This is a genomic window from Streptomyces sp. NPDC001156, assembly GCF_053598275.1.
On sequence record NZ_JBSFJX010000030.1, the window covers coordinates 30,738 to 55,283 of the forward strand.

The 24,546-nt window shown below is 69.0% G+C and carries 21 protein-coding genes and 4 tRNA genes; 13 read left to right on the plus strand and 12 right to left on the minus strand.

The annotated features are described in order from the left end of the window. The 3 genes from ACWDA7_RS17370 to ACWDA7_RS17380 all read right to left on the minus strand — a co-directional run. Positions 1-1,879 (minus strand): DEAD/DEAH box helicase (locus tag ACWDA7_RS17370; RefSeq protein ID WP_450605158.1); only part of this gene is annotated, 1,879 nt, incomplete at its 3' end. A gap of 250 nt (positions 1,880-2,129) precedes the next feature. Then, the gene (locus ACWDA7_RS17375; protein ID WP_450605159.1) at positions 2,130-2,663 is read right to left on the minus strand and encodes a hypothetical protein; all 534 of its coding nucleotides are present in this window, start codon (positions 2,661-2,663) and stop codon (positions 2,130-2,132) included. A 139-nt stretch (positions 2,664-2,802) separates the two neighbouring features. Next, positions 2,803-3,153, minus strand: a complete 351-nt coding sequence (locus ACWDA7_RS17380; protein ID WP_359397560.1) for a metallopeptidase family protein — start codon at positions 3,151-3,153, stop codon at positions 2,803-2,805. An 85-nt stretch (positions 3,154-3,238) separates the two neighbouring features. Here ACWDA7_RS17380 and ACWDA7_RS17385 point away from each other — a divergent pair, with 85 nt between their 5' ends. The 4 genes from ACWDA7_RS17385 to ACWDA7_RS17400 all read left to right on the plus strand — a co-directional run bounded on the left by ACWDA7_RS17385 (position 3,239) and on the right by ACWDA7_RS17400 (position 5,217). Further along, complete coding sequence (locus tag ACWDA7_RS17385; protein ID WP_450605160.1) at positions 3,239-4,855, plus strand: metallophosphoesterase family protein; 1,617 nt, start codon at positions 3,239-3,241, stop codon at positions 4,853-4,855. 80 nt (positions 4,856-4,935) lie between these two features. Next, positions 4,936-5,008: transfer RNA gene (locus ACWDA7_RS17390), tRNA-Glu, on the plus strand. A gap of 36 nt (positions 5,009-5,044) precedes the next feature. Continuing rightward, positions 5,045-5,119 (plus strand) — tRNA-Asp (locus ACWDA7_RS17395). A 24-nt stretch (positions 5,120-5,143) separates the two neighbouring features. Continuing rightward, positions 5,144-5,217: transfer RNA gene (locus ACWDA7_RS17400), tRNA-Phe, on the plus strand. 441 nt (positions 5,218-5,658) lie between these two features. Here ACWDA7_RS17400 and ACWDA7_RS17405 read toward each other — a convergent pair. Then, complete coding sequence (locus tag ACWDA7_RS17405; protein WP_450605161.1) at positions 5,659-5,880, minus strand: hypothetical protein; 222 nt, start codon at positions 5,878-5,880, stop codon at positions 5,659-5,661. A 65-nt stretch (positions 5,881-5,945) separates the two neighbouring features. Here ACWDA7_RS17405 and ACWDA7_RS17410 point away from each other — a divergent pair, with 65 nt between their 5' ends. Then, complete coding sequence (locus ACWDA7_RS17410; protein ID WP_450605162.1) at positions 5,946-6,128, plus strand: hypothetical protein; 183 nt, start codon at positions 5,946-5,948, stop codon at positions 6,126-6,128. 516 nt (positions 6,129-6,644) lie between these two features. Beyond that, a complete protein-coding gene (locus tag ACWDA7_RS17415) occupies positions 6,645-7,607 on the plus strand; it encodes a GAF domain-containing protein (RefSeq protein WP_450605163.1) in 963 nt (320 codons plus the stop codon). 178 nt (positions 7,608-7,785) lie between these two features. On the opposite strand, the gene ACWDA7_RS17420 is transcribed toward ACWDA7_RS17415, so the two are convergent. From ACWDA7_RS17420 to ACWDA7_RS17435, 4 genes are all read right to left on the minus strand, one after another. Next, on the minus strand, positions 7,786-8,445 hold the full coding sequence (locus ACWDA7_RS17420; RefSeq protein ID WP_450605164.1) for an NADPH-dependent FMN reductase: 660 nt from the start codon (positions 8,443-8,445) through the stop codon (positions 7,786-7,788). 282 nt (positions 8,446-8,727) lie between these two features. Then, on the minus strand, positions 8,728-9,723 hold the full coding sequence (locus ACWDA7_RS17425) for a hypothetical protein (protein WP_450605165.1): 996 nt from the start codon (positions 9,721-9,723) through the stop codon (positions 8,728-8,730). Positions 9,724-9,870: 147 nt separating this feature from the next. Continuing rightward, positions 9,871-10,857, minus strand: a complete 987-nt coding sequence (locus ACWDA7_RS17430; RefSeq protein ID WP_450605166.1) for an asparaginase — start codon at positions 10,855-10,857, stop codon at positions 9,871-9,873. A 249-nt stretch (positions 10,858-11,106) separates the two neighbouring features. After that, a complete protein-coding gene (locus ACWDA7_RS17435; protein ID WP_450605167.1) occupies positions 11,107-11,760 on the minus strand; it encodes a TOPRIM nucleotidyl transferase/hydrolase domain-containing protein in 654 nt (217 codons plus the stop codon). A gap of 300 nt (positions 11,761-12,060) precedes the next feature. On the opposite strand from ACWDA7_RS17435, the gene ACWDA7_RS17440 reads away from it, so the two are divergent. From ACWDA7_RS17440 to ACWDA7_RS17460, 5 genes are all read left to right on the plus strand, one after another. After that, the gene (locus tag ACWDA7_RS17440) at positions 12,061-12,363 is read left to right on the plus strand and encodes a hypothetical protein (RefSeq protein ID WP_450605168.1); all 303 of its coding nucleotides are present in this window, start codon (positions 12,061-12,063) and stop codon (positions 12,361-12,363) included. A 287-nt stretch (positions 12,364-12,650) separates the two neighbouring features. Beyond that, positions 12,651-12,992 (plus strand): hypothetical protein, encoded by a 342-nt coding sequence (locus tag ACWDA7_RS17445; RefSeq protein WP_450605169.1) that lies wholly within the window; start codon positions 12,651-12,653, stop codon positions 12,990-12,992. Positions 12,993-13,130: 138 nt separating this feature from the next. Beyond that, a complete protein-coding gene (gene hrpA, locus ACWDA7_RS17450) occupies positions 13,131-17,129 on the plus strand; it encodes an ATP-dependent RNA helicase HrpA (RefSeq protein WP_450605170.1) in 3,999 nt (1,332 codons plus the stop codon). Between the two features lie 94 nt (positions 17,130-17,223). Beyond that, positions 17,224-17,298 (plus strand) — tRNA-Asp (locus tag ACWDA7_RS17455). A gap of 330 nt (positions 17,299-17,628) precedes the next feature. Next, positions 17,629-17,820, plus strand: coding sequence for a DUF6274 family protein (locus ACWDA7_RS17460; RefSeq protein WP_359397490.1), 192 nt, complete (start codon positions 17,629-17,631; stop codon positions 17,818-17,820). Positions 17,821-18,342: 522 nt separating this feature from the next. Here the strand turns inward: ACWDA7_RS17460 and bldC are convergent. Next, a complete protein-coding gene (gene bldC / locus ACWDA7_RS17465) occupies positions 18,343-18,549 on the minus strand; it encodes a developmental transcriptional regulator BldC (RefSeq protein ID WP_003949541.1) in 207 nt (68 codons plus the stop codon). 554 nt (positions 18,550-19,103) lie between these two features. Then, positions 19,104-19,946, minus strand: coding sequence for a hypothetical protein (locus ACWDA7_RS17470; RefSeq protein WP_450605171.1), 843 nt, complete (start codon positions 19,944-19,946; stop codon positions 19,104-19,106). 232 nt (positions 19,947-20,178) lie between these two features. Between ACWDA7_RS17470 and ACWDA7_RS17475 the strand changes: the two genes are divergently transcribed. Both ACWDA7_RS17475 and ACWDA7_RS17480 read left to right on the plus strand, forming a co-directional pair. Further along, on the plus strand, positions 20,179-21,288 hold the full coding sequence (locus ACWDA7_RS17475; RefSeq protein WP_432929805.1) for a Glu/Leu/Phe/Val dehydrogenase dimerization domain-containing protein: 1,110 nt from the start codon (positions 20,179-20,181) through the stop codon (positions 21,286-21,288). Positions 21,289-21,562: 274 nt separating this feature from the next. Continuing rightward, a complete protein-coding gene (locus tag ACWDA7_RS17480; RefSeq protein ID WP_450605172.1) occupies positions 21,563-21,811 on the plus strand; it encodes a DUF3073 domain-containing protein in 249 nt (82 codons plus the stop codon). 68 nt (positions 21,812-21,879) lie between these two features. On the opposite strand, the gene purM is transcribed toward ACWDA7_RS17480, so the two are convergent. Continuing rightward, the gene (gene purM, locus ACWDA7_RS17485) at positions 21,880-22,980 is read right to left on the minus strand and encodes a phosphoribosylformylglycinamidine cyclo-ligase (protein ID WP_450605173.1); all 1,101 of its coding nucleotides are present in this window, start codon (positions 22,978-22,980) and stop codon (positions 21,880-21,882) included. Between the two features lie 31 nt (positions 22,981-23,011). Then, positions 23,012-24,538: an amidophosphoribosyltransferase gene (gene purF, locus ACWDA7_RS17490; RefSeq protein WP_450605174.1), complete on the minus strand. Its 1,527-nt coding sequence runs from the start codon at positions 24,536-24,538 to the stop codon at positions 23,012-23,014. Between the last annotated feature and the right edge of the window lie 8 nt (positions 24,539-24,546).

The window sequence follows — 24,546 nt, forward strand, 5'->3', positions numbered from 1 at the left end:
CGCGGTCGAAGGGGCGACGGTCACGGTCGTTGTCCCGGCGGAAACCACCACGGTCGTCACGCCGCTCGAACGAACGGCCACCACGGTCCCCGTCCCGACGGTCGAAGCCACGGTCCCGGTCGCGGTTGAAGCCACCCCGGTCGTCCCGGCGGTCGCGGTCGAAGGGGCGACGGTCACGGTCGTTGTCCCGGCGGAAACCACCACGGTCGTCACGCCGCTCGAACGAACGGCCACCACGGTCCCCGTCCCGGCGGTCGAACCCACGGTCCCGGTCGCGGTTGAAGCCGCCCCGGTCGTCCCGGCGGTCGCGACGCTCGTACGACGACGAACCGGACGTACGCTCCCCGCGCTCGGTCACGTCGGTGCGCTCGACCCGCTCGGCGTCCTGAGCCGTCGGCTGCTCCGGAACGAAGATCTCCGCCACCGGCGCCTCGCCGGCCTCGGAAGCCGCCGGGTTCTCCGCGGCCGCCGCGATCGCCGCCTCCGGGTCCTCGCCCCGCTCGCGCGCCGCGCGGGCGAGCAGCCGGTCGGCCTCCTCGCGCAGTTCGGCCGCGCGCCGCGTGGCCCGCTCCAGCTGCTTGGCCAGCTGGGTCACCTCACGCTCGGCCTGCTGCGCGGCGGTCCCGGCGGACTCGGCCTGGAGCTCGGTCATGGACCGGGCACCGGTGATCTCGGCGACCTCGGGGTCGAACACGGCGCCGCCCTGGATGATGTGGCGCGAGGCGTCGACGCCCGCGTCCTCCATCAGCCGGAAGATCGTGCGCCGCTGGTGCGGCAGGGCGAGGGAGACCACCGTGCCCGTACGGCCGGCGCGGGCCGTACGCCCGGCACGGTGCAAATAGTCCTTGTGGTCGCCGGCGGGGTCCACGTTGAGGACGAGGTCGATGCCGTCGACGTGGATGCCGCGGGCCGCGACGTCCGTGGCGACGAGGACGTTCACGTACCCGTCCTTGAAGTCCGCCAGCGTCCGGGTGCGCGCGCCCTGGGTCATGCCGCCGTGCAGCGCGTCCGCCTTGGCACCGGCGTCACGCAGCTGTTCGGCGACCCGGTCGGCGCCGAGCTGCGTGCGCACGAAGATGATGGTCCGCCCCTTGCGGGAGGCGATGGCGGCAGTGACCGGGGCCTTGTCCTTGGGCTTCACGATGAGGATGTGGTGCGACATGGTCGTCACGGCGCCCTGGGCGGCGTCGACCTCGTGGCTCACCGGCTCGTGGAGGTAGCGCTCCACGAGAGTCTGGATCTCGTTCTCCATGGTCGCGGAGAACAGCATGCGCTGGCCGTCGGTCGGCACCTGGTCGAGCAGCTCGGTGACCTCGGGCAGGAAGCCCAGGTCAGACATCTGGTCGGCCTCGTCGAGCACCGCGATCTGCACGTCCTCGAGGGAGCAGGCACCGCGGTTGATGATGTCGCGCAGTCGGCCCGGAGTGGCGACGAGGATGTCGACGCCGCGCTCGAGGGCGTAGATCTGGTTGCCCATGGAGGTACCGCCGCAGACGACCTTCATCTTCAGCCCGAGGACGTCACCGTAGGGCTGAAGGGCGTCCGCCACCTGCATGGCGAGCTCACGCGTCGGGGTGAGGATGACCGCCCGCGGCCTCTTCTTCTCGGTGCGGCCGCCGGCCAGCGTGGCCAGGGTCGGCAGACCGAAGGAGAGGGTCTTGCCGGAGCCGGTCCGGCCACGGCCGAGGATGTCCTTGCCGGCCAGGGCGTCCGGGATGGTCGCGGCCTGGATCGGGAAGGGGACGGTGACGCCGTTCTGGGCGAGCTTGCGGACGATGCCCTCGGGGAGACCGAGGTCCCCGAAGGTGACCTCGGGAGCGGTGTCCTGGTCCTGGGTGTCCTCGGACACGACAACGTGCTCAGTACTGGCAAAAGACATGCGAAATGCGAACCTTCCGGAGTTCACGGCACGCGCCCAAACATCCGTGAAGTCGCAATCGACCGCCTCTATGCGGTCCGGCCACGGCAAGGGAGAGTACGCGCCACACGCGGCGCGTCCTGTCGGCGCCGGGCAAATGGGATCAAACGATCTACCACCATACGCACTCGCACCCGCCGAACGCAAACCAAGCATCGCGCATCCCGGGTGACACTCACCACACGGCTGGTCCGCCTCACCTGTTCGGCGGCTAAACGGCCGGAGCCCCCGGCCGGGGCGCCGGTTCGCGCTGCATCAGCTGCGTGGTCTGCTCGTGCGCCGAGGACGACGGCTCGGCGGTGGTCGGCGTCGGCGAGGGCGGATCCGGCTGGCTCGGCGGCGAGGGATCCGGCGGCGTGTCCGTGGAGCTCGGCTCCTCGTTCGTCGGTGCGGGCGGCACGCCCCCGTCACCCCCGTCGCCGTTCTTCGACGTCCCCTTGGCGGTCGGCTGGTCGCCCTTGCCCTTGGCGCCCTTCTTGGATTCCGACGCGGAAGGCGAGGCGGAGGTGCCGGACGCCGATTCGTCCTGCTCGTGCTTGCCGCCCTTGACCGCCGCCCCGCCCCGGCCTCCGCCGACGCCCTCGCCCACCACCGTCCCGCCGTCCAGCGCGCCCCCGCCGTGCCGTCCTGTGGAGTGCGACGGCGAGGGGCTGCCGGCGTCGTCCCCCACGCTCATACAGCCGGCGGCCGCGGCGACGGCCAGCGCCGTGGCGACCAGACGGACGGGTACGTAACAGGCGCGCACGGGCAGCCACCCTCCGGTAGGGGTCTCCCTGCCGGGAAGGGGCGAGGAGTCCCCCTACCCAACTCCCTTCGCCCGCGGGAGGACACGCGCCCCGCGAGGACAACGTCACGCCCCCTTGGCACCGCGGACCCAGCCGCCGTCACCCGTACCCGAGTGCGTGCAACCGGGCGTCGTCGATTCCGAAGTGGTGCGCGATCTCATGGACCACGGTCACTTCGGTCTCGGCCACCACGTCCTCGCGTGTGTCGCAGATACGCAGAGTCGGCCCCCGATAGATCGTGATCCGGTCCGGCAGCACCCCCGCGTACCACTCGCCGCGCTCGGTCAGCGGAGTCCCCTCGTACACCCCGAGCAGCTCGGGGTCGTCCGCGGACGGCTCGTCCTCCACGAACACCGCCACGTTGTCCATCAGCCGCGTCAACTCCGGCGGAATCCGGTCGAGCGCCTCGGCGACCAGTTCCTCGAACTCCTCGCGCGTCATCTCCAGCACAAGGCCATTGTCCGGTACGACACAGCCGTAGGAGAGCCGAGAACCGTGCTGCATACCGGCCGGGAAACTTGGGCATACGCGACCAATGGCCCGCGTCCCCGCCGCAGTAGTACACCGCATTCGAAGGGCGTCAGGCACGCTCGCCCGGTACTACCGCTCGCTCCGTCCCCGCCCCTCCGCCGAACTCGTCCCGCCATCAAACCCCTGGCTCCGGGCCCTCGGCATGATCGCCGTCGTCCTGCTGGGCACCTGGCTCGGCCTGCTCGTCGTGGGCAACGTGCGTGTCCCGGTGGGTCCCATGAACACCACCATGACCCTGCGCCCCTCGCTCACCGGCGGCACCAAGATCAATATCTCTCCGCTCGGGGCCCTGGAGCTGAACAGCCACAAGGCCCCCCTCCGCCTCGACGTCAACGTCGACCAGCTCGACCCGGTCCGCGCCCAGGCCCTGGTCGACCACCCGGAGCGGATCTCGGGGCTCCAGGAGGAGATCACCCACGACGTCGAACACGGCACGCTCGACCTCGCCGTACGGTCCTGCATAGCCGTGGTCGCCGGAGCGACCGCCCTCGGGCTGACCGTCTATCGCCGCCCGGGCCGCGCCCTCGCCGCCGGCGGTCTGGCGCTCGTCCTCCTCGCCGCCTCCGGGGCGACGGCCTACGCCACCTGGAACCCCAAGTCGGTGCTGGAGCCGAAGTTCTCCGGCCTGCTCTCCTCCGCCCCGTCCCTGGTCGGCAACGCGCGCAGCATCGTCACCGAATTCAACGTCTACCAAGAGGAGTTGGCCCGCCTGGTGACGAACGTGACCAAGCTGTACGACGTCACCTCCACCCTCCCGGCATACGAACCCGATCCCACGACCATCCGGGTCCTGCACGTCTCCGACATCCATCTCAACCCGGCGAGCTGGAAGATCATCGCGTCGCTGGTGGCGCAGTACAAGATCGACGTGATCGTGGACTCGGGCGACACCATGGATCACGGCACGGCGGCGGAGAACGGCTTCCTCGACCCGATCGCCGACCTGGGCGCCCCGTACATCTGGGTCCGCGGAAACCACGACTCCCGCACCACCCAGCGCTACCTGGAGCACATGAGGAACGTCCACGTCCTGGACGACGGCAAGGCCGTCACGGTCGCTGGGCTGCGCTTCGCCGGGATCGGTGATCCGCAGTTCACCCCCGACCGTTCGGTCGTGCCAGGCGGCGACCGATCCGAGGAACTGGCGGGCGCTCGTCTGGCCGCCGCCCTGAGCGATCAGAAGGCCGCCGGCACCCCCGTCGACATCGCGATCGCCCACGAGCCCACGGCGGCGCGCCAGACGGACGGCGCGGTACCCCTGGTCCTGGCCGGGCATCTGCACCACGAGGGGACGGAGATCATGCAGTACGGCACCCGGCTGCGTATCGAGGGTTCGACGGGCGGTAGCGGGCTGCGTGCGGTCGAGCACGAGTACCCGGCGCCCATCGAGGCCTCGGTCCTCTACATGGACAAGGACACCCGCCGCCTCCAGGCCTGGGACGAGATCAGGCTGGGCGGCCTCGGGCAGACGACAGCGGAAGTGGCCCGCCACCTGGCCGAGGAGAATCAGCCGGGGACAAGCCCCACGCCGGGCGCCACGCCCCCGTCCGCCACGCCCGGAGGCAGTCCCGCTGCGAGCCCGACCCGTACCGGTGCGAGCCGCACGCCCGCTGCCCCGTAAACCGTTTTGGCGAACCCTCCCCCCATCCCATATGCTTCTCACGTCCCCGACGCGCTGTGAAGCGCCCAGGCGGGCCGATAGCCCTCATCGTCTAGCGGCCTAGGACGCCGCCCTTTCAAGGCGGTAGCACGGGTTCGAATCCCGTTGGGGGCACGCACCACGGTGTGCGACACTGTCGTACGCATGCTTGGTCCTGTGGAGCAGTTTGGAGTGCTCGCCACCCTGTCAAGGTGGAGGCCGCGGGTTCAAATCCCGTCAGGACCGCTGGGGTTTCACGTGAAACCCCTTGGCTGGGTAGCTCAGTTGGTACGAGCGTCCGCCTGAAAAGCGGAAGGTCGCCGGTTCGACCCCGGCCCCAGCCACCGCCGCCCTACCAGGGCAAACACCCCCTTCGAGATCTTCCGGAGGGGGTGTTTTCGTACCAGTGACATCACCCGCTGACATCAATGCGTCACGCGAGTGCCTCGTCCAGCCGCTCCAGGGCCCGCCGCTTCTCCTCGAGCGAAGCGTGACGGTCTTTGGCGAGAGGGGGGCCGTCCTTGGCGTAGCTGGGACTGTCCGGTTGATCAGGAGGGTCGTGGGCTACGGGAACGCGTGGACGCGGCATGCGGCGGGTGTCATGATCACGGTGCACGTCGGGCGCGGTCCGACGTGCCGGGAGGGACCATGAGGCTTCTCTTCGCCATAGCAACTGTTCTGCTGGCGTTGCTCTTCGCCGCCTCCGGCGTAGCGGGGATCAGGCGAGGCTGGGTGCTACCTATGAACCGGGGTCGAGTTCGCAGGGTTCGCCTCTACGGCTGGGGTCAGTTGGTGGCTGCCTTCGGCCTGTGCTTGCAGGGGGTCTTCGGGTGGGTGATCAGCAATCCCGGCATCCGGCCGTTGGGGACTCTGTTCGGCAGCGGGCTTCTGCTGACCGGCGTCATCCTGATGGGAATAAGCCAGAGCGCGGCTGGTAATCGACAGGCCAGCGGCACGCCCTGGCCGTGGAATTGGTTGCGCTTGGTCACGGCCTTGCGGATGTTCAAGGTGGTGTTCTCCTGCGCGATGGGCCCGGCGTGGTGGTGGTGCTCGTTGTGGGTGGCCTTGAGTCGTGGTCCTGTACTTCCATGGCACTCGCCAGGTCAAAGAGTTCACCGTTCGGCTCGATGGCGATGCGGGCAACGAGGATTGGCGAGTTCTGATGAAGTCGACCGACTTCAAGGACGCCACCCAGGCTCCCAACTGGGCGCCGAAGGCGCCGGGAGGAACCGGCTCGAGGATGGAGAACACCTGATCGTACGAGCACCCGAAGCCCCCGTCCTCCGGAACGAGCCAGAGGGCCGGGGGCTCGTCATCTCCCGCATCACAGCGCCTAGCGGGCCCTGGTTCGCGATAGCGCCCATCAGGGCAAAGTCCCCTCCGAAGATCTTCGGAGGGGACTTTTTCGTGTCCGTGACATCACCCAGTGATATCAACGCATTACGTGAGTGCCTCGTCCAGTCGGTCCAGGGCCCGGCGCTTTTCGTCGAGTGACGGGGGTCCATCCTCACCTCGCTCAGGGGGTCGCTCCTGGTTTTTCAGTAGGTCGGCGCCCCCGTACGGCCTGCTGGCGCGACGTGCTCACGCACCGTGACGCTGCTGGAGTTCTGACTTGCATGGCCTGGTTGCCTGCGCTGCGATGGAAGAAGAGGCGAGCATACGGCCCTCGACGTTTATCGATCTTTCCTTGCGGGGCGCAGACGGTGAGAGACGGGTGACAGCTCACGGGAGCGGACAGCCTCCGACACCCCAGCCTGACCTGGGCGGCCAGTTGGAGCAGATCGCTGATCAGCTGGTCTCGCTCGCCCGTGTGCAGGAGCGGCTGCACAGTTTGTACGAAGTAGCTCTCAGCCGCGACGTGGATCTGCGGGCTGTGTTGCGGACGATCGTGACGACCGCCATGGATCTCGTCGGCGCGCGGTACGGCGCGTTGGGTGTGCTGGACACGGACGGGGAGGGAAACGGCGGACTTCCCGAGCTCATCGGGGTCGGGCTGAGCGAGAAACAGCGCGCGGATATCGAAGGGCTTCATTCCCCCGAAGGGCGCGGGTTGCTGGGGCATCTGATCCACGCCTCTGTGCCGCTGCGCGTGGACAACATCTCGGAGCACCCGGACTCGGCCGGCTTTCCTCCCGGCCACCCGGAGATGCGCACGCTGCTCGGAGTGCCGATCCACATTCGCGGTCAGATCTACGGCAGCTTGTACATCGCTGATCGTCTCGACGGATGCCCCTTCAACGCCCAGGACGAAACCATGGTCGTTGCTCTTGCGGGCGCAGCCGGCCTGGCCATCGACGACGCTCGCCTGTTCCGCCAACTCCGGGATGATGCGGAGGAGTTCCAGCGGCTGCTGGTCCCGCGTCTGCCGGACCTGAGCCCCTTTGAGGCTGCTGCGGTCTATCGTCCCGCCCCTTCGCCGGGCCTTCTCGGCGGTGACTGGTACGACGCGCTCCTGGTGTGCGAAGACACCTGCGTGGCCGTCATTGGTGACGTTCTCGGGCATGACGTCCCTGCAGCTGCCGCCATGTCGCACGCAGCAATCCATCGACACCGGGTTGCAACGTCTTCTCGCCCTCGCTGCGGAATGTGCGCAGATGCCACTGCGCACATTCGTACAGGCCTTGTCCGATCGCCATCCCAGCGACGGACACGACGACCTCGCCGTCCTCGCCCTGCGGCCTCCAGCGTCGGCCTGATCATCGCGCGGCGCGGTCACTACTTCTTGAATTTTTGAGCCAACCCGTAGCCCCAGGGCCTGTCGGTAAGGCACTTCAACGCAGCAGACGAAGGGGCTGAGCGGGATCGCCGGCGCCGCACTGCACACTGGGCCGAGCGACGCAAACGCATAGCGGGTGCCACACGTGCGGTGGTGTCGCTGGTTCGGGTGCGCGACGTCTCATGGCGCCCCGGCATCACGCCTCGGCCCGTTGGGTGATGGCTGCCTCGGTGCGGTCTCCCAGGAACTCGTACCACCGGCGTTCCAGGCAGACGTAGCGCACATCCGCTTCGACGAGGCTGAGGAAACCCGACACAGTCTCGGAGAGACGTTGCTGTAGCCCCGGGTCGGCCAGGGTTCCGTCTTCGGCGAAGGCCTGGTAGCTGTCAGCGAGGCTGAACATGTCCGGGTAGACCCGGGTGCCCAGGTGTTCCAGGGGAATCCTCAGGGTCCACAGCCCGCGGTTGCCGCCGACCAGGGACGGCGAGGCGGAGACGAGCATCGCGTGCTTGGTCTTGAACGGCTGGGGCCGGACACGGGAAACCCAGTCGATCGCGTTCTTCAGCACTCCCGGCACGGAGGCGTTGTACTCCGGCGAGGAGATGACGAAGGCGTCGCTCTGCTCCAGCCGGTCGCGCAGGGCCAGGGCGCCGGGCGGCAGCCCTTCGGTGGCCTCCACGTCGCCGTCGTACAAGGGCATGTCGAAGTCGCGCATGGCGGCGAGGTCGACGGTGGCACCGGTGTCGGAGACGAGCCGGGCCACGAGGGCGGCGAGGCGGGCGTTGGCCGAATCGGCTCGCAGTGCCGCGCCGAAGACCAGGACCCGGAGCGGGCCGGGAGATGTGTCCGTGGGCATGGGGCGGTCCTTCCGTCGTGGGCACGCGCCTCCAGTGGGGCGCCACACTGACCAGTGTGATTCCGGGAGAGCCGCGGTGCGACAGGGCCGGAACCGACAGCCCGGAGCCGGCCGGGTCGATGATTCGGCGCCCGCTCGGGGTCGGCGGGGCACCAGGGCAAGGCAAAGTCCCCTCCGAAGATTTTCGGAGGGGACTCTTTCGTGTCCGTGGCATCACCCGGTGGCATCAACGCGTCGCGGACGTGCCGCGCTCGGCCGGTCCAGGGTCCGCCTCGTCCCCGCCTACTGCATCACTTGCAGGTGGGGGTGGTCGAAGGACTCCGGGCACAGGTAGATCTGCATCGTGTAGCCGCGGCCGATGTTGATCATCGTGGGTTCGTGGGAGTGCGGGTAGAGCGGTCGTTCGCTCTGGGGTGGTTCTTCCTGGGGGCACCAGCTTCCCGTGCCCCCGTCCCATTCGGAGCTGTCCACCGTCAGGAGGGGCTGCATCGTGCTGCCGCATTCTTCGCAGAGCATCGGCCAGGGGTCGCAGAAACTCCAGTTGCCCCACCCGCCGAGCTTCCATCCGGGAGCGACAGCGAGGTCGAACTGGTAGCCGTACGGGCGGCCCTCCTCCCAGGAATGGATTCGTTTGCGAAGGTCCGCCTCGAGCTCGTGCGGGGCCGGGTACTCGCGGACCGGCTCGGGGTGGAGGAGACACGGTTCCGGCAGGGCCTCGTCGCCGCTGACCACGGCCGGCGGAGGGGCGTCCCGCACCGCGCTCACCGTGTCGGCCAGGCGCCAGCGCAGCTGCACCCCGGGCATGCAGTCCTCGCCGTGGTCGAAGGAGCACCAAAGCACCTGGAGCAGGTCGGTGCCGGGCGGGCGGGGCAGCGACGGAACGTCGCGGGCATACAGCTGCAGCACGGGCAGCAAGGGGACAGGACCGTCGACAGGCAACCGCACACCTGTGAAGCCCATGCCGTTCACAAAGGCACGCTCGTCCGGGGTGAGGAAATCGGTGTTCGGTGTCCGAGGGCGTGCCCAGCCCTCGGTCAGAATGCGGCGCCGTTTCCGAAGGTCGTCCGGGGTGTGGCCGACCAGCCAGGGGCCCGTGTGTTCCGGGCACGTCGGCCATGGTTCTCCGACAGGCCACAGCAGCGGTCCGCCGACCGAGCTGTCGGCCGGCGTCGGGGCACCAGGCCGCGGATGCAGACGGACGGCGGTACGCGCAAGCGGCGCCAACTCCGGGAAAACCGCGGCGACATCAACGGGACGGGGCGGTGTGGTACGGGACATGACGTGAGGCTAGCGGCCGGGTCCGACATCGCCGTTCCTTCTGCAATCGGCGGTCCCAGATCCCGCGCGCGGCGGGCGGAACGGCCCGCAGACCGCGGGTTGGGGCCGGACGCCGGCGCCGACCCGGCTCCCGTCCGCGGCCTCGGGTCAGCCGTGCTCGGCGAAGGCCGCGGTGACGGCCTCGCGATCGGCACCGCCGGCCAGCAGGAGCCGAAGGAGGATCCGGGCCTTGTAAGGATCGAGGAGGCCGCCGTTGATGAGGCCGCGGCGTTGCAGGTCGGCCTCCGAGCCGATGGCTCCATAGGTGTGCCGCAGAACGGACCCGCCGCCGGTGCGGGAGGTGAGCACCACGGGCATGCGTTCGGCCAGAGTTCCCAGAAGATCGGCGAGTTTGCTCGGGACGTGCCCGACGCCGAAGCCGCCGATGACCAGTCCGTGACTCGCCGCGGCGACGGCGGCGAGGGTGTCCGTGTCGTCGTCGAGGGTGACGGTGTGCAGCGCGACTCGAGTGTTGTCCAGCGCGTCAGGCCGCGGGTACGGGGCGCGGAGGCGTACGGGAGCAGTGAGTATTCGGGTGTGGCCTTCGATGACGTGGCCGATCGGGCCGGTGTTGGGGGAGGCGAATGTGGCGGTGCTCGTGCTGTGGGTCTTGCGCACCCAGCGGGCTGCGTGGATCTCGTCGTTGAAGACGACCAGTGCCCCCAGGCCGCGGGCGGCGGGCGAGACAGCGGTGCGGGCGGCGGCGAGCAGGTTCGCAGGGCCGTCGGGTCCCGCGAGTGTCGGGTTGCGCATGGCTCCGGTCAGCACGAACGGCTCGGCGTGCGGCCAGACCAGGTCGGCAAGGAAGGCGGTCTCCTCCAGAGTGTCGGTTCCCTGGGTGACCACCACCCCGCAGGCCCCGGCCTTCACCGCCTGTGACGCGGAATCCACCAGGTCCAGGATGTGCGCGAAGGTCAGATTCGCGCTGGGGACGGCTTCGATGTCATGGATGTCCAGGGGCATTCCGAGTCGGGCGAGTCCGGGCACGGCCGCGGTGAGGTCCGCTCCGTTCAACCGGCTGACGACACCTTCGACGCCCGGGGTGTGGCCCGCCATCGAGATCGTGCCGCCGAGCGTGAACAGTGCAACGCCCATCCCCTGTGCCTCTCGCTCGTATGCAGGCAACGACGGAACGCTGCCCTCGGTTGCCCTCGGGAGTGGATCACGTCTGCCGATCCTCTGCCAAGGCGCCTTCTCGATTGCTTGCGCAGGTCGGGTGGGCAAGGGCCGGACACCTCGTAGCCCGCCACACTCCAGAACGATGTGGCACCGGTCCTCCGATCCTCTGGCCAGGACCACACTCCGGCACGACGGCGGCGACAGCGACAGCGACGCCGGGCCGTGTCAGACGTGCGCGAGGAGGCGCTCCAGCGGCCGGGGAACGCGCTCGAGGTCCAGGTGCGCGACCAGCGCCTGTGCGTAGAGCGCCTTGCGCCCGCTGTGGGTGCCCATGAAGCGCCGCAACTGGTGCTCCACGGGTCGTTCCCGCTGTGCGGGCTGGCCCTGGAAGGTGTGGAAGGGGCGCATCTCGCCCTGAGCCTCGATCACCTGCTGCACCCCCTCGGCCCCGAGAGCGCGGATCAGCTCGTCCTCCAGGTCGGCGACGCACACATGGAACCCGAGTGTCTCCAGTCCGGCGTGCGTGAGACCGGACCCGAGCCCGACCCGCTCCAGATGACGCCGGAAATGCCGCTCTTCGCCGATGTCGCAGAGACCGGCCAGCGGGAGGCCGAGTCCCGGAGGACCGCACACGTCGAGGAAACGCCCGATGCTCGTCGCACCTCCGAGCGGTACCACCGCGACGCCCTCCGCACCGAGGTCGCGGCCGTGGCGCGTGGCCAGCGCTTCGAGCGCGACCTGGTCGCTGCTCCCCTCGACGAGCACGATCGTCCGCACGCGGCCGGCCAGTTCCCGCGCCACCGTGGCGGCCGCCTCCGCCCTCGCTCCGCCGGCCGCCCACGCGACCAGCGCCCGGCGGAATCGCCTCAACTCGTCCACGAGACCTCGCCTCCCGACGCGATCCTGACACGGCCGAGATCCCGTACGCATGCACGTTTTTCCGGGGCGAGGATCCGAGAAATCGAGGGAAGTGCGGCTGCGCGTGAGCGGTCAGGCTCGGGCGGGCTGGTCGAGGGGGACGCACTCGCACGTCGGCATGATCACTGTGTCCGGCGGCCACCCGGACTACCTCCATGCGGCGCAACTCCAAGATCCAGAAGCAGCGAGACGAACAAAAGGGCTGGCGCGGCCCCGCCCACCTGGCAGTAGCCTGCGGGCCAACCCAGAGAGGCGGACCCGATGGGCTTCGACGCAGAACGATCGGCGCGCATCGCTGCGATGCGGGAAACCGCCCGGCCCGTCTGGGAGGCAAGTGGCGACACAGACGTCCTGCAGCAGTTCCTCAAGGACAACGGGTGCCATGGAGTGGAAGCGGTGTTCGTCACCATGGGCCTGTTGAACTGCGATCTTGCCGAAGCCCAACGGGCCTTCTTCAGCGCCCCGTGCCGCGACGCCGAACTCCGGTTCCAGAACGACTTCCTGGACCTGCTCTCCAGGGCCGCCGACGACACCTGCCAGCACCGGCGGACGGCGGCGCATTGACTGGGCCATCAAGACTCCACCGACCTCGGAGTACGGTGCGCGTGGCCAGGCCCGCCACACCGGCCACATGACTCCGTGCAGCGTGCGCAAGGGCGCCGGCGGTTCCGACGACCAGCAGACCGCACCCTCAACAGATCCCGCCCCCAAGGCATATGAGATCCCCGCGCGTCATGCCGATCACGTGATCGAGTCGGCTGACCGCCTCGGCGAATGTGCTTGGCATGTCCCGGCTCTGACGCTACGTTCTGGCGCGTCGGGGCAGAGTCAGCCGTGCGGGTGGGGAGAACATGGGCGGGGACCGGACGAAGGTCATGGGGGACGTCGAGCTCGAGAAGGACCGGGCTCGCTTCGGGCTCCTCGCGGTGATCGTCAGCAATCTCGCGATCGCCGGTGTCGCGATCTTCGGGGTGTGGCGCCTGAACGGCGACACGTCCGTCATCGTCGGCGTCCTCACTGCGGCCTTCACCGCCGTCAGCAGCATGACCACGGCGTATCTGGGCATCAAGGCCGTCTCCAACACCGCGAAGTCGATGGTCCAGGAGCGGACCGCCCAGCCCCACCCGACGCCCCCGACGCCCCCGGCACCCCAGCAGCCGGCCTCGGTGCCTCAGCAGTCGGGCGACCACTGAGCCGACGGGGGCACGACGGCCACGCCCCGTCCCCGTCCCCGTAGAAATCGCACGCACGGTCGGGCGAAACGCGGCGCCGAACCGCCGGAGACAAATCGTTAGCCACGAATTTCGCCGAGGTGAGATCCTGGATCGCGTATGTCTACGCATCCCGCCCCCGCCCTCGGCACCCTTGCCCCCCGCCTGACCGAGCTGTCCCTGCGCGACGCGCACCGGCTCGGCCGCAGGCTCGAAGGCGCGCGCAAGATCCGCAAGCCCGAGGCCAGGGCCGCCGTACTCGCCGAGATCGAGGCGGAGGTCGCCAAGGCCGAGGGCCGGATGACCGAGCGCACCGCCCGTGTCCCCGCCGTCAGCTACCCCGAGCAGCTCCCGGTCAGCCAGAAGAAGGACGACATCGCCGCCGCCATCCGCGACCACCAGGTCGTGATCGTGGCCGGTGAGACGGGGTCCGGCAAGACGACCCAGATCCCGAAGATCTGTCTGGAGCTCGGCCGGGGCGTGCGCGGCATGATCGGCCATACCCAGCCCCGCCGGATCGCCGCCCGTACCGTCGCGGAGCGAGTGGCGGAGGAGATGGACACGCCGCTCGGCGAGGCCGTCGGCTGGAAGGTCCGGTTCACCGACCAGGTGAACCCGGACGCCACCTTCATCAAGCTGATGACGGACGGCATCCTGCTCGCCGAGATCCAGACGGACCGCGAGCTGCGCGCCTACGACACGATCATCATCGACGAGGCCCACGAACGGTCTCTCAACATCGACTTCCTGCTGGGCTACCTCGCCCAGCTCCTGCCCAGGCGCCCGGACCTCAAGGTCGTCATCACCTCGGCCACGATCGACCCCGAGCGCTTCTCCCGGCACTTCGGCGACGCGCCGATCATCGAGGTCAGCGGGCGGACCTATCCCGTCGAGGTGCGCTACCGGCCGCTCCTCGAAGAGGAGTCCGACGACGCCGACCGCGATCAGATCACCGCGATCACGGACGCTGTGGAGGAGCTGATGGCCGAGGGCCAGGGCGACATCCTGGTCTTCCTCTCCGGTGAACGCGAGATCCGCGACACGGCGGACGCGCTGACCAAGAAGCAGTACAGGTTCACCGAGATCCTGCCCCTGTACGCCCGGCTCTCCCACGCCGAGCAGCACCGTGTGTTCCAGCCGCACACGGGCCGCAGGATCGTCCTCGCCACGAACGTGGCCGAGACCTCCCTCACCGTCCCGGGCATCAAGTACGTCATCGATCCGGGCTTCGCGCGCATCTCCCGCTACAGCCACCGCACCAAGGTCCAGCGCCTGCCCATCGAGCCGATCTCGCAGGCGAGCGCCAACCAGCGCAAGGGCCGCTGCGGCCGTACGTCGGACGGCATCTGCATCCGGCTGTACGGCGAGGAGGACTTCGAGGCCCGGCCGGAGTTCACCGACGCCGAGATCCTGCGGACGAACCTCGCTTCCGTCATCCTCCAGATGACCGCGGCCGGTCTCGGCGACATCGAGAAGTTCCCCTTCATCGACCCGCCGGACCATCGCAACATCCGCGACGGCGTCCAGCTCCTACAGGAACTGAGCGCGCTGGACCCGGCCCAGAAGGACCCGCGCAAGCGCCTCACCGACACCGGCCGCAAGCTCGCCCAGCTGCCCGTCGACCCGCGCCTCGCCCGCATGGTCCTGGAGGCGGACAAGAACGGCTGTGTCCGCGAGGTCATGGTCATCGCCGCGGCCCTGTCCATCCAGGACCCGCGTGAGCGGCCCGCCGACAAGCAGGCCCAGGCCGACCAGCAGCACGCCCGCTTCCGGGACGAGACGAGCGACTTCCTCGCCTACCTCAATCTGTGGCGCTACATCCGCGAGCAGCAGAAGGAGCGGGGCTCGTCGTCGTTCCGCCGGATGTGCAAGCAGGAGTACCTGAACTTCCTGCGCATCCGCGAATGGCAGGACATCTACACACAGCTGCGCACGGTCGCCAAGCAGATGGACATCCATCTCAACGAGGAGGAGGCCCCCGGCGACCGTGTCCATGTCTCGCTGCTCGCCGGCCTCCTCTCCCATATCGGGATGAAGGACGTGAAGGAGTCCAAGGACTCCGCGCCCGGCGTCCGCAGGGACGGCGGACGGAACGAGTACATCGGCGCCCGCAACGCCAAGTTCGCGATCTTCCCGGGCTCGTCCCTGTTCAAGAAGCCCCCGCGCTTCGTGATGTCCGCCGAGCTCGTCGAGACGTCGCGTCTGTGGGCGCGGGTCAACGCGAAGATCGAGCCGGAGTGGGTGGAGCCGCTGGCCGGTCACCTCCTCAAGCGGACCTACAGCGAACCGCACTGGGAGAAGGACCAGGCGGCGGTGATGGCGTACGAGAAGGTCACGCTGTACGGCGTACCGATCGTCGCCCAGCGCAAGGTGAACTACGGCCGCGTCGATCCCGAGGCCAGCCGCGAGCTGTTCATCCGCAACGCGCTGGTGGAGGGCGACTGGCGCACGCACCACAAGTTCTTCGCCGACAACCGCAGGCTCCTCACCGAGGTCGAGGACCTGGAGCACCGCGCGCGGCGCCGGGACATCCTGGTCGACGACGAGACGCTCTTCGACTTCTACGACCAGCGGGTGCCCGAACACGTCGTCTCCGGCGCGCACTTTGACTCCTGGTGGAAGCGCAAACGGCAGGAGCAGCCCGACTTCCTCGACTTCGAGCGCGAGATGCTCATCAACGAGAAGGCGGGCGCGGTCACCAAGGACGACTACCCCGACTCCTGGCTCCAGGGCCGGCTGAAGTTCAGGGTCACCTACCAGTTCGAACCGGGTGCGGACGCCGACGGCGTGACCGTCCACATCCCGTTGCAGGTTCTCAACCAGGTGACGGACGATGGCTTCGACTGGCAGATCCCCGGCCTGCGCGAGGACGTGGTCACCGAGCTGATCCGGTCCCTTCCGAAGCCCATCCGCCGCAACTACGTCCCCGCGCCGAACTATGCGAAGGCGTTCCTGGAGAAGGCGTCCCCGGACGGGGCCGGCCGGACGCAGCCGCAGGAGCCGCTGACCGTGACCATGGCGCGTGAGCTGAAGCGCATGGTCGGTGTGCCCTTCGAGGCCGAGGACTTCGACTGGTCCAAGGTGCCCGACCACCTCAAGATAACTTTCCGGATCGTCGACGAGCGGCGCCGCAAGCTCGACGAGGACAAGGACCTTCAGGCGCTGAAGCTCCGGCTGAAGCCGAAGGCCCGCAAGGCCCTCTCGCAGGCCGCGGCGGCCACGGCCGAGCGGCAGGGCGGTGAGTCCCTGGAGCGTACGGGCCTCACGGACTGGACGATCGGCACGCTCACCCGTGTCTTCGAGACCCGTCGCGCCGGGCAGCCGGTCAAGGCGTACCCCGCGCTGGTCGACGACGGCGACACGGTCTCCGTACGCCTCTTCGACACGGAGGACGAGCAGGCGCAGGCGATGTGGAAGGGCACGCGGCGCCTGATCCTGCGGAACATCCCGGTGAACCCGGCGAAGTTCGCGTCCGAGAAGCTGACCAACCAGCAGAAGCTCGGACTGTCCGCCAACCCGCACGGCTCGATCCAGGCCCTCTTCGACGACTGCGCGATGGCGGCCGCCGACAAGCTGATCGGGGACTTCGGGGGGCCGGCGTGGGACGAGGAGTCGTACCGGAAGCTGTACGACAAGGTGCGCGCGGAGATCGTCGACACCACGGTCCGTACGGTCGGGCAGGTGCAGCAGGTGCTGGCCGCCTGGCAGGCCTGTGAACGCCGCCTGAAGGCCGTACGCAGCCCTGCGCTGCTGCCGAACCTGGCGGATGTGCGGGCGCAGCTGGACGCCCTCGTGAAGCCCGGCTTCGTCACCGAGGTGGGCATCCGGCGGCAGCCCGACCTGATGCGCTACCTGGTCGCCGCGGACCGCCGGTTGCAGCAGATGCCGACCAACGTCCAGCGGGACACGACGCGTATGGCGAAGGTGCAGGAGATGCGGGACGAGTACGCGTGGCTGCTCGAGCAGCTGCCGCAGGGCCGGCCCGTCCCCTCCTCGGTGCTGGAGATCCGCTGGATGATCGAGGAGCTCCGGGTCAGCTACTTCGCGCACGCGCTGGGCACTGCGTACCCGGTCTCCGACAAGCGCATCGTGAAGGCGATCGACGCCGCGGCGCCGTGACGGCGCGGTGACGCGGGGTGAGTTCGACCAGGGGCTCACCCTCCTGTACAGTTCTTTTTCGCAGCGCACCGCAAGGAAGAGCGCCGCGAAACCTGGTCCTGTGGAGCAGTTTGGAGTGCTCGCCACCCTGTCAAGGTGGAGGCCGCGGGTTCAAATCCCGTCAGGACCGCCCGATGAAAGGCCTCGTGTCGTCAGATACGGGGCCTTTCGCATGCCCGCCGTCGGCCGGCCGCCTTCGCGGGGAGGGGCCGGGCACGATGGCATGGGCCTCAAGCGCTCGGCCGGGAACGCCCGCCGGTGCCCGACTCCGGCCCGGCCCGGAGAGGGCTCCGCGGCGGTGGCACGGACGGGCGGCACGCGGCTCTGAGCCCTCGTCAGAGCCGCCGTTGCCGAGCGCCTGCGGGCCTGCGCGTGTTCCAGAGTGTCTTGACGGCGTCACATTCCACCGGTACCCAGAAAACAGGGACCCCGGTTGCCCGGGCCCAGGGGGAGGTGGCGTATGGCGGCGTCCGCTCGGCACGAGACGCGTGCCTTACTCCGTGCCCATCTGTCCGCCGCGGCCGGCTATCGCCATCTGACGCGGCACTGCCCGGTCTGCCATCAGCTCCTGCGCCTGGCGATGGAACCCGCCCAGCGCGGCGAGGAAGACCCTGAGGCGACCGCCGAGGACGACACACCCTCCACAGTGTGAGCCGCGCCCGCCGGGCACCCGCGGGACACGGTGACGCGACTGCCGAGCGGAAGGTTCGAAGCAGCTGCGGGTGGGCACTTCTGGACGTACGGTCCGCTCAACGCACCTTCCGGACTGCTGTGTTCCATTAGCAAAGAGACCGTGATCGCAACAAGGACCCGGGCATGTGACGGGAGTCACCGCATGAGTTTTGTGAGGTGCGGTACTTACTCCCCTCCTACAATGAGTCAATTTAATATGTGCAATTGCACTGCTCTCGGAGGTCCTCCACAGCGGATCCGACACCCCTCCCCGGACGCCGACAAGGGCGCCCACAGAGGGGTCCCGGGCGCCCTGACAAGGGCACAAAAAAGATCGCGCTGGACTCGGCGGAGTCCAGCGCGATAGACGACGCACCCTTGGCGTGCCTCTACTGACCTTGGGCGAGGGCGCTGTTGGGGCAGCACCCGCGTCGCTTGGAGCTGCGGTTCGGACGTCGCGGCAGATTGGGGGACCTGCCGATATGTCCGGCTATTCGGCTGTTCAGGCCTCGCTGCGCTGCTGCGGGATGCCCGCGAGCAGCGCGCGGACCTCGGCCTCGCGGTAGCGGCGGTGCCCGCCGAGCGTACGGATCGAAGTGAGCTTGCCGGCCTTCGCCCACCGCGTGACCGTCTTGGGGTCGACGCGGAACATCGTGGCGACCTCAGCCGGGGTCAGCAGCGGCTCGGCATCAGGGGTGCGAGCGGTCATGAGCGGCCTCCTCGGGAGAACCGAACCTTCGGTTCTTTCCTCTAAATTCTGCACCTTGACCCGCGTTGCCCGAAATGGCGGACGCGAGTCGAGTCGGTTATAGGACGAACGGCTTGTCCTCGGCACTACAACTACACCATCCGTCCAGCCGCGTCGGCCAAACCGATGGAATTGCCCTCCCAGGTGTTCATCAGCGACGGAAGCCGATGGACCATGCCATAGCGGACAGTCACGCCACTGTGACGATCAGTCACAGGACGATCAGGAGTCACCAGACCCCCCAAAGAGTGCAATGCTGAACTTCCGCCCATAAGTGGACAGAGGGAACCTCCCCCGGGCTCCTTGTCCTATTTTGGCATGAGGAGGGCCGTAAGGCGCAAGGTCCTTGTAAGTGCCGTCCGTCACGCTTGACGGCAAAAGCCCGGATCGAGACCTACGCCCCCGCTGCTGACGTGCGGTACGTCAACCATGGGCCAAGGGTTGGCACTTCACCATGTCTTGCGAGTCACAATTCGCGCACCGGTTCGCCGAGGTTCCGGCCGGAACGCCGCCCCTCAGTTCGCCGAGCGGCGGTCCCGTACGGCCCGCCAGCGTTCCACCAGCCGCCCGTAGGCCTCCCCGGCCGTGGGCCCGTCCCCCAGTCGCAGGGCCTCGATCCCCTCGGCGACGTCCGCCGCCGAATGGTCCCCGTCCAGCTCGGCGGCCGGCAGGACATGGACGAGCCCGCCGTAGTCCAGCTCGACCAGCGAACGCGGGTGGAACTCCTCCAGCCACCGGCCCACATCGACCAGGCCGTCGATCAGCGGCCCCTCGTCGATGGCCTCCTTGAGGGTCCGCAGTGCCCGTGCGGTGCGCCGCCGGGCCTGCACCATCGGCGTGCGGTAGCGCAGCATCGGCGGGACCTCGCCGGTCCCCTTCTCGTATCTGCGCTCGTCGTCCGAGACCAGGACGAACCAGTTCAGCGGCACCTGCCAGGTTGCGGTACGGATCCAGGGGCGGGCGTCCGGGTTGTCCTCCAGCCAGCGCTCGTAGTCCTGCGTGGCCTGACGGCGCACGACGGGCGGCAGGACCGCGTCCAGGACCGGGCCGGGCAGCTCCTCCGCCAGCTCCCCGAGCGCCTGCCAGCCGCGCAGCCGGGTGCGCCACGGGCAGATGTACGGCGCCCCGTCGACCTCGGTCACGAAGGCGTCGCCGCTCTCGTGCACCGGCACCGGCACCGGCGGGGTGGGCAGCAAATCGGCCAGGGAGCGCCGCAGTTCGTCCTGGTACGAGGGGCGGTCGGGGCGCCGGGCGTAGCGCTCCCACTGACCGCGCTCCGGCTCCGGGAAGGCGGCCAGCGGTTCGTACACGCGCAAGTAGGACGCGTACGGGACGATCACCGAGGACACCTTGGGCACGCCTGCTCCCTCCCCATCGGACCTGACCCGAAACCCGGCCGGGCGGCACCCGGCGGGTGTGGAAAACCATTGCAAATCGTCCCACGAACCCGTCCGGGCGTACTCCGAGGGAGGTGATCCAGAGCACTGCGAGGTTCGCGGGCGCCTCCACGCTCTACGCTCATGCCACGGGCCCCGCCACCCGCACGGGACCCACTCCTCAACCGCCGCTACCCACTCGGGAGTCACCACCGTGACCGACGTAACCGACGGCGTCCTGCACACCCTGTTCCACTCGGATCAAGGGGGTCATGAGCAGGTCGTGCTCTGCCAGGACCGGGCCACCGGCCTCAAAGCCGTCATCGCGATCCACTCCACCGCCCTGGGCCCCGCCCTCGGCGGCACCCGCTTCTACCCGTACGCGACGGAGGAGGCAGCCGTCGCCGACGCGCTGAACCTCGCGCGCGGGATGTCGTACAAGAACGCCATGGCCGGTCTCGACCACGGCGGCGGCAAGGCCGTGATCATCGGTGACCCCGAGCGGATCAAGACCGAGGAGCTGCTGCTGGCGTACGGCCGCTTCGTGGCCTCGCTCGGTGGGCGGTACGTCACCGCCTGTGATGTCGGCACCTATGTCGCCGACATGGATGTGGTCGCGCGGGTGTGCCCGTGGACCACCGGTCGCTCCCCGGAGAACGGCGGTGCGGGTGACTCGTCCGTGCTGACCGCCTATGGCGTGTTCCAGGGCATGCGGGCCTCCGCCCAGCACCAGTGGGGCGACCCCACCCTGCGCGGCCGCAAGGTCGGCGTCGCGGGCGTCGGCAAGGTCGGGCACTACCTGGTCCAGCACCTGCTGGAGGACGGTGCCGAGGTCGTGATCACGGACGTGCGGCCGGACGCCGTGCGCCGGGTCACCGACGCGCACCCCGAGGTCTCCGTCGCGGCCGACACCGATGCCCTCATCCGCACCGAGGGCCTCGACATCTACGCACCCTGCGCCCTCGGCGGGGCGCTGAACGACGACTCCGTGCCGGTACTGACGGCGAAGGTGGTGTGCGGCGCGGCCAACAACCAGCTCGCGCACCCGGGCGTGGAGAAGGACCTCGCCGACCGCGGGATCCTCTACGCGCCGGACTACGTCGTCAACGCCGGCGGTGTCATCCAGGTCGCCGACGAACTGCACGGCTTCGACTTCGACCGGTGCAAGGCCAAGGCGTCGAAGATCTTCGACACCACGCTCGCCATATTCGCACGCGCGAAGGAAGACGGTATTCCGCCGGCCGCGGCGGCCGACCGGATCGCGGAGCAGCGGATGGCGGAGGCGCGCAGGCCGGGCCTCGGCGGGGAGGCCACGCAGGTTTGAGCGGTACCCGCCGATGGGAGGTTGGAGAGAACTCTCACTCTTATCGGCGGGTCGTCCGCCAATAAGTGGTTAAAATCGGCCGTGACCAGCGAGGACGGGGCGCCTCGCAGGTTCTGTGCACACGCCCGTCCTGCGGGCGACGTACCGTATGGGCGTGGGCTCAGGTACCGTGGAAGCCCTACGGACCGGTCTCTCCACGGAGAGCCCGTTCCGGTTCATGAACGCGTGTCAAGACTCTGGGGCCGTCGAGCCCCGTCGTTGAGGGGGTCGAGCCATGGGGCGCGGCCGGGCCAAGGCCAAGCAGACGAAGGTCGCCCGCCAGCTGAAGTACAACAGCGGTGGGACGGACCTCTCACGCCTGGCTGAGGAGCTGGGCGCATCGACGTCGAACACGTCGCCGAACGGCGACCGATTCGAGGAAGATGAGCACGACGACGAACTGTACGCACGGTACGCGGACCTTTACGCGGACGATGACGAGGACGAGGACGACGAGTCCTCGCAACACCGTCGCGGCGCTTGACCCTGCACTGAGTTCCCACCCGGTCCGTGGCCCAGCCACGGACCGGGTTCTGTGCTGTCCGTGAGGACTCAGCCCGCGTAGTCACCTACCAGGGCCGCGCCCGTCGCGTGGTCACCCCGGTCGGTGATCTCGCCAGCGACCCATGCGTCCACGCCGCGGTCCGCCAATGCGGAGAGCGCGACGTCCACCGACTGCTCGGGGACGATCGCGATCATGCCCACGCCCATGTTCAGGGTCTTCTCCAGCTCCAGCCGTTCGACATCGCCGCTCTTCCCGACGAGGTCGAACACGGGTGCAGGGGTCCAGGTGGAACGGTCGACCACGGCGTGCAGGCCGTCCGGGATCACACGGGCCAGGTTGGCGGCGAGTCCGCCGCCGGTGATGTGACTGAACGCATGCACCTCGGCGGTACGGGTGAGCGCCAGGCAGTCCAGCGAGTAGATCTTCGTGGGCTCGAGCAGCTCCTCGCCGAGGGTGCGGCCGAACTCCTCGATGTGCTGGTCAAGGCCAAGCTTCGTCCGGTCGAGGAGCACGTGCCGCACGAGGGAGTACCCGTTGGAGTGAAGTCCGGAGGCGGCCATGGCAATCACGGCGTCACCCTCGCGGATGCGCTCGGCGCCGAGCAGCCGGTCGGCCTCCACAACGCCCGTACCGGCGCCCGCGACGTCGAAGTCGTCCGGACCGAGCAGACCCGGGTGTTCGGCCGTCTCACCGCCGACCAGGGCGCAGCCTGCCAGCACGCAGCCTTCGGCGATGCCCTTCACGATCGCTGCGACGCGCTCGGGGTGCACCTTGCCGACGCAGATGTAGTCGGTCATGAACAGCGGCTCGGCGCCGCACACCACGATGTCGTCCATGACCATGGCGACCAGGTCGTGCCCGATGGTGTCGTAGACACCCATCCGGCGCGCGATGTCGACCTTGGTGCCGACGCCGTCGGTGGCGGAGGCCAGCAGCGGGCGCTCGTAGTGCTTGAGGGCGGAGGCGTCGAAGAGGCCGGCGAAGCCGCCGAGGCCGCCGAGGACCTCGGGCCGTCGCGTCTTCTTCACCCACTCCTTCATGAGCTCCACCGCGCGGTCGCCCGCTTCGATGTCGACGCCCGCGGCGGCGTAGGAAGCACCCTCGGAGGTTCCCGTCGACGGGGTCGACTGATCGGACACAGCAGACATTGCCTGGATCTTTCGGGGTCGGTGGAAGTGCTCAGGGGCGACGGATGGCGTCGGCCGCGGCCGTGGCGGCGGGACCGGCCGCCAGCTCCGTCTCCAGCAGCTGCTTGCCCAGCAGCTCCGGGTCGGGCAGCTCCATCGGGTACTCGCCGTCGAAGCAGGCTCGGCACAGGTTCGGCTTGGCGATGGTGGTCGCCTCGATCATGGCCTCGAGCGAGATGTACGCCAGCGAGTCCGCGCCGAGAGACCGGCCGATCTCGTCGACCGACATGCCGTTGGCGATCAGCTCGGCGCGGGTGGCGAAGTCGATGCCGAAGAAGCACGGCCACTTCACGGGCGGGGAGGAGATCCGGATGTGGACCTCGGCGGCGCCGGCCTCGCGCAGCATCCGCACCAGCGCCCGCTGGGTGTTGCCGCGCACGATCGAGTCGTCGACGACGACCAGGCGCTTGCCGCTGATGACTTCCTTCAGGGGGTTCAGCTTCAGACGGATGCCGAGCTGGCGGATCGTCTGCGAGGGCTGGATGAAGGTACGGCCGACGTACGCGTTCTTCACCAGACCGGAGCCGAACGGGATGCCGGACGCCTCCGCGTAACCGATCGCGGCAGGCGTGCCGGACTCGGGCGTCGCTATGACCAGATCGGCCTCGGCGGGGGCCTCCTTGGCGAGGCGGCGGCCCATCTCGACGCGGGACAGGTAGACGTTCCGGCCGGCGATATCGGTGTCCGGGCGGGCCAGGTACACGTACTCGAAGACGCAACCGCGAGGCTTCGCTTCCGCGAATCGCGACGTCCGCAGACCGTTCTCGTCTATCGCGACGAACTCGCCCGGCTCGATCTCGCGGACGAAGCTCGCACCCGTGATGTCGAGCGCGGCGGTCTCGGAGGCGACGACCCAGCCGCGCTCCAGACGGCCGAGGACCAGTGGCCGGATACCTTGCGGGTCACGGGCCGCGTATAGCGTCTGCTCGTCCATGAAGACCAGCGAGAAGGCGCCCCTGACCTGGGGCAGGACCTTGGCGGCCGCGTCCTCGACGGTCAGCGGCTTGCCGTCGTCGTCCACCTGGCCGGCCAGCAGGGCCGTGACGAGGTCGGTGTCGTTCGTGGCGGCGACCTGGGTGGCGCGGCCGTTCTCCTTGGGGAGGGCCGCCACCATCTTGGCCAGCTGCGCCGTGTTGACGAGGTTGCCGTTGTGGCCGAGGGCGATCGAACCGTTCGCCGTGGCCCGGAACGTCGGCTGGGCGTTCTCCCAGACGGAGGCACCGGTGGTCGAGTACCGGGCGTGTCCGACCGCGATGTGGCCCTGGAGCGATCCGAGGGAGGTCTCGTCGAAGACCTGGGAGACCAGGCCCATGTCCTTGAAGACGAGAATTTGGGAGCCGTTGCTGACCGCGATACCCGCGGATTCCTGACCTCGGTGCTGGAGGGCGTAGAGCCCGAAGTACGTCAGTTTTGCGACCTCTTCACCCGGAGCCCAGACACCGAAGACGCCACACGCGTCCTGGGGGCCCTTCTCACCGGGGAGCAGATCGTGATTGAGTCGACCGTCACCACGTGGCACGGGTCCGA

Coding starts and splice junctions, on each gene's coding strand:
- ACWDA7_RS17420 (WP_450605164.1), bottom strand. CDS start 8,445: ATGCCCACGGACACATCTCCCGGCCCGCTCCGGGTCCTGGTCTTCGGC.
- ACWDA7_RS17385 (WP_450605160.1), top strand. CDS start 3,239: ATGGCCCGCGTCCCCGCCGCAGTAGTACACCGCATTCGAAGGGCGTCA.
- purM (WP_450605173.1), bottom strand. CDS start 22,980: ATGTCTGCTGTGTCCGATCAGTCGACCCCGTCGACGGGAACCTCCGAG.
- ACWDA7_RS17445 (WP_450605169.1), top strand. CDS start 12,651: ATGGGCGGGGACCGGACGAAGGTCATGGGGGACGTCGAGCTCGAGAAG.
- bldC (WP_003949541.1), bottom strand. CDS start 18,549: ATGACCGCTCGCACCCCTGATGCCGAGCCGCTGCTGACCCCGGCTGAG.
- ACWDA7_RS17430 (WP_450605166.1), bottom strand. CDS start 10,857: ATGGGCGTTGCACTGTTCACGCTCGGCGGCACGATCTCGATGGCGGGC.
- ACWDA7_RS17440 (WP_450605168.1), top strand. CDS start 12,061: ATGGGCTTCGACGCAGAACGATCGGCGCGCATCGCTGCGATGCGGGAA.
- ACWDA7_RS17480 (WP_450605172.1), top strand. CDS start 21,563: ATGGGGCGCGGCCGGGCCAAGGCCAAGCAGACGAAGGTCGCCCGCCAG.
- ACWDA7_RS17425 (WP_450605165.1), bottom strand. CDS start 9,723: ATGTCCCGTACCACACCGCCCCGTCCCGTTGATGTCGCCGCGGTTTTC.
- hrpA (WP_450605170.1), top strand. CDS start 13,131: ATGTCTACGCATCCCGCCCCCGCCCTCGGCACCCTTGCCCCCCGCCTG.
- ACWDA7_RS17460 (WP_359397490.1), top strand. CDS start 17,629: ATGGCGGCGTCCGCTCGGCACGAGACGCGTGCCTTACTCCGTGCCCAT.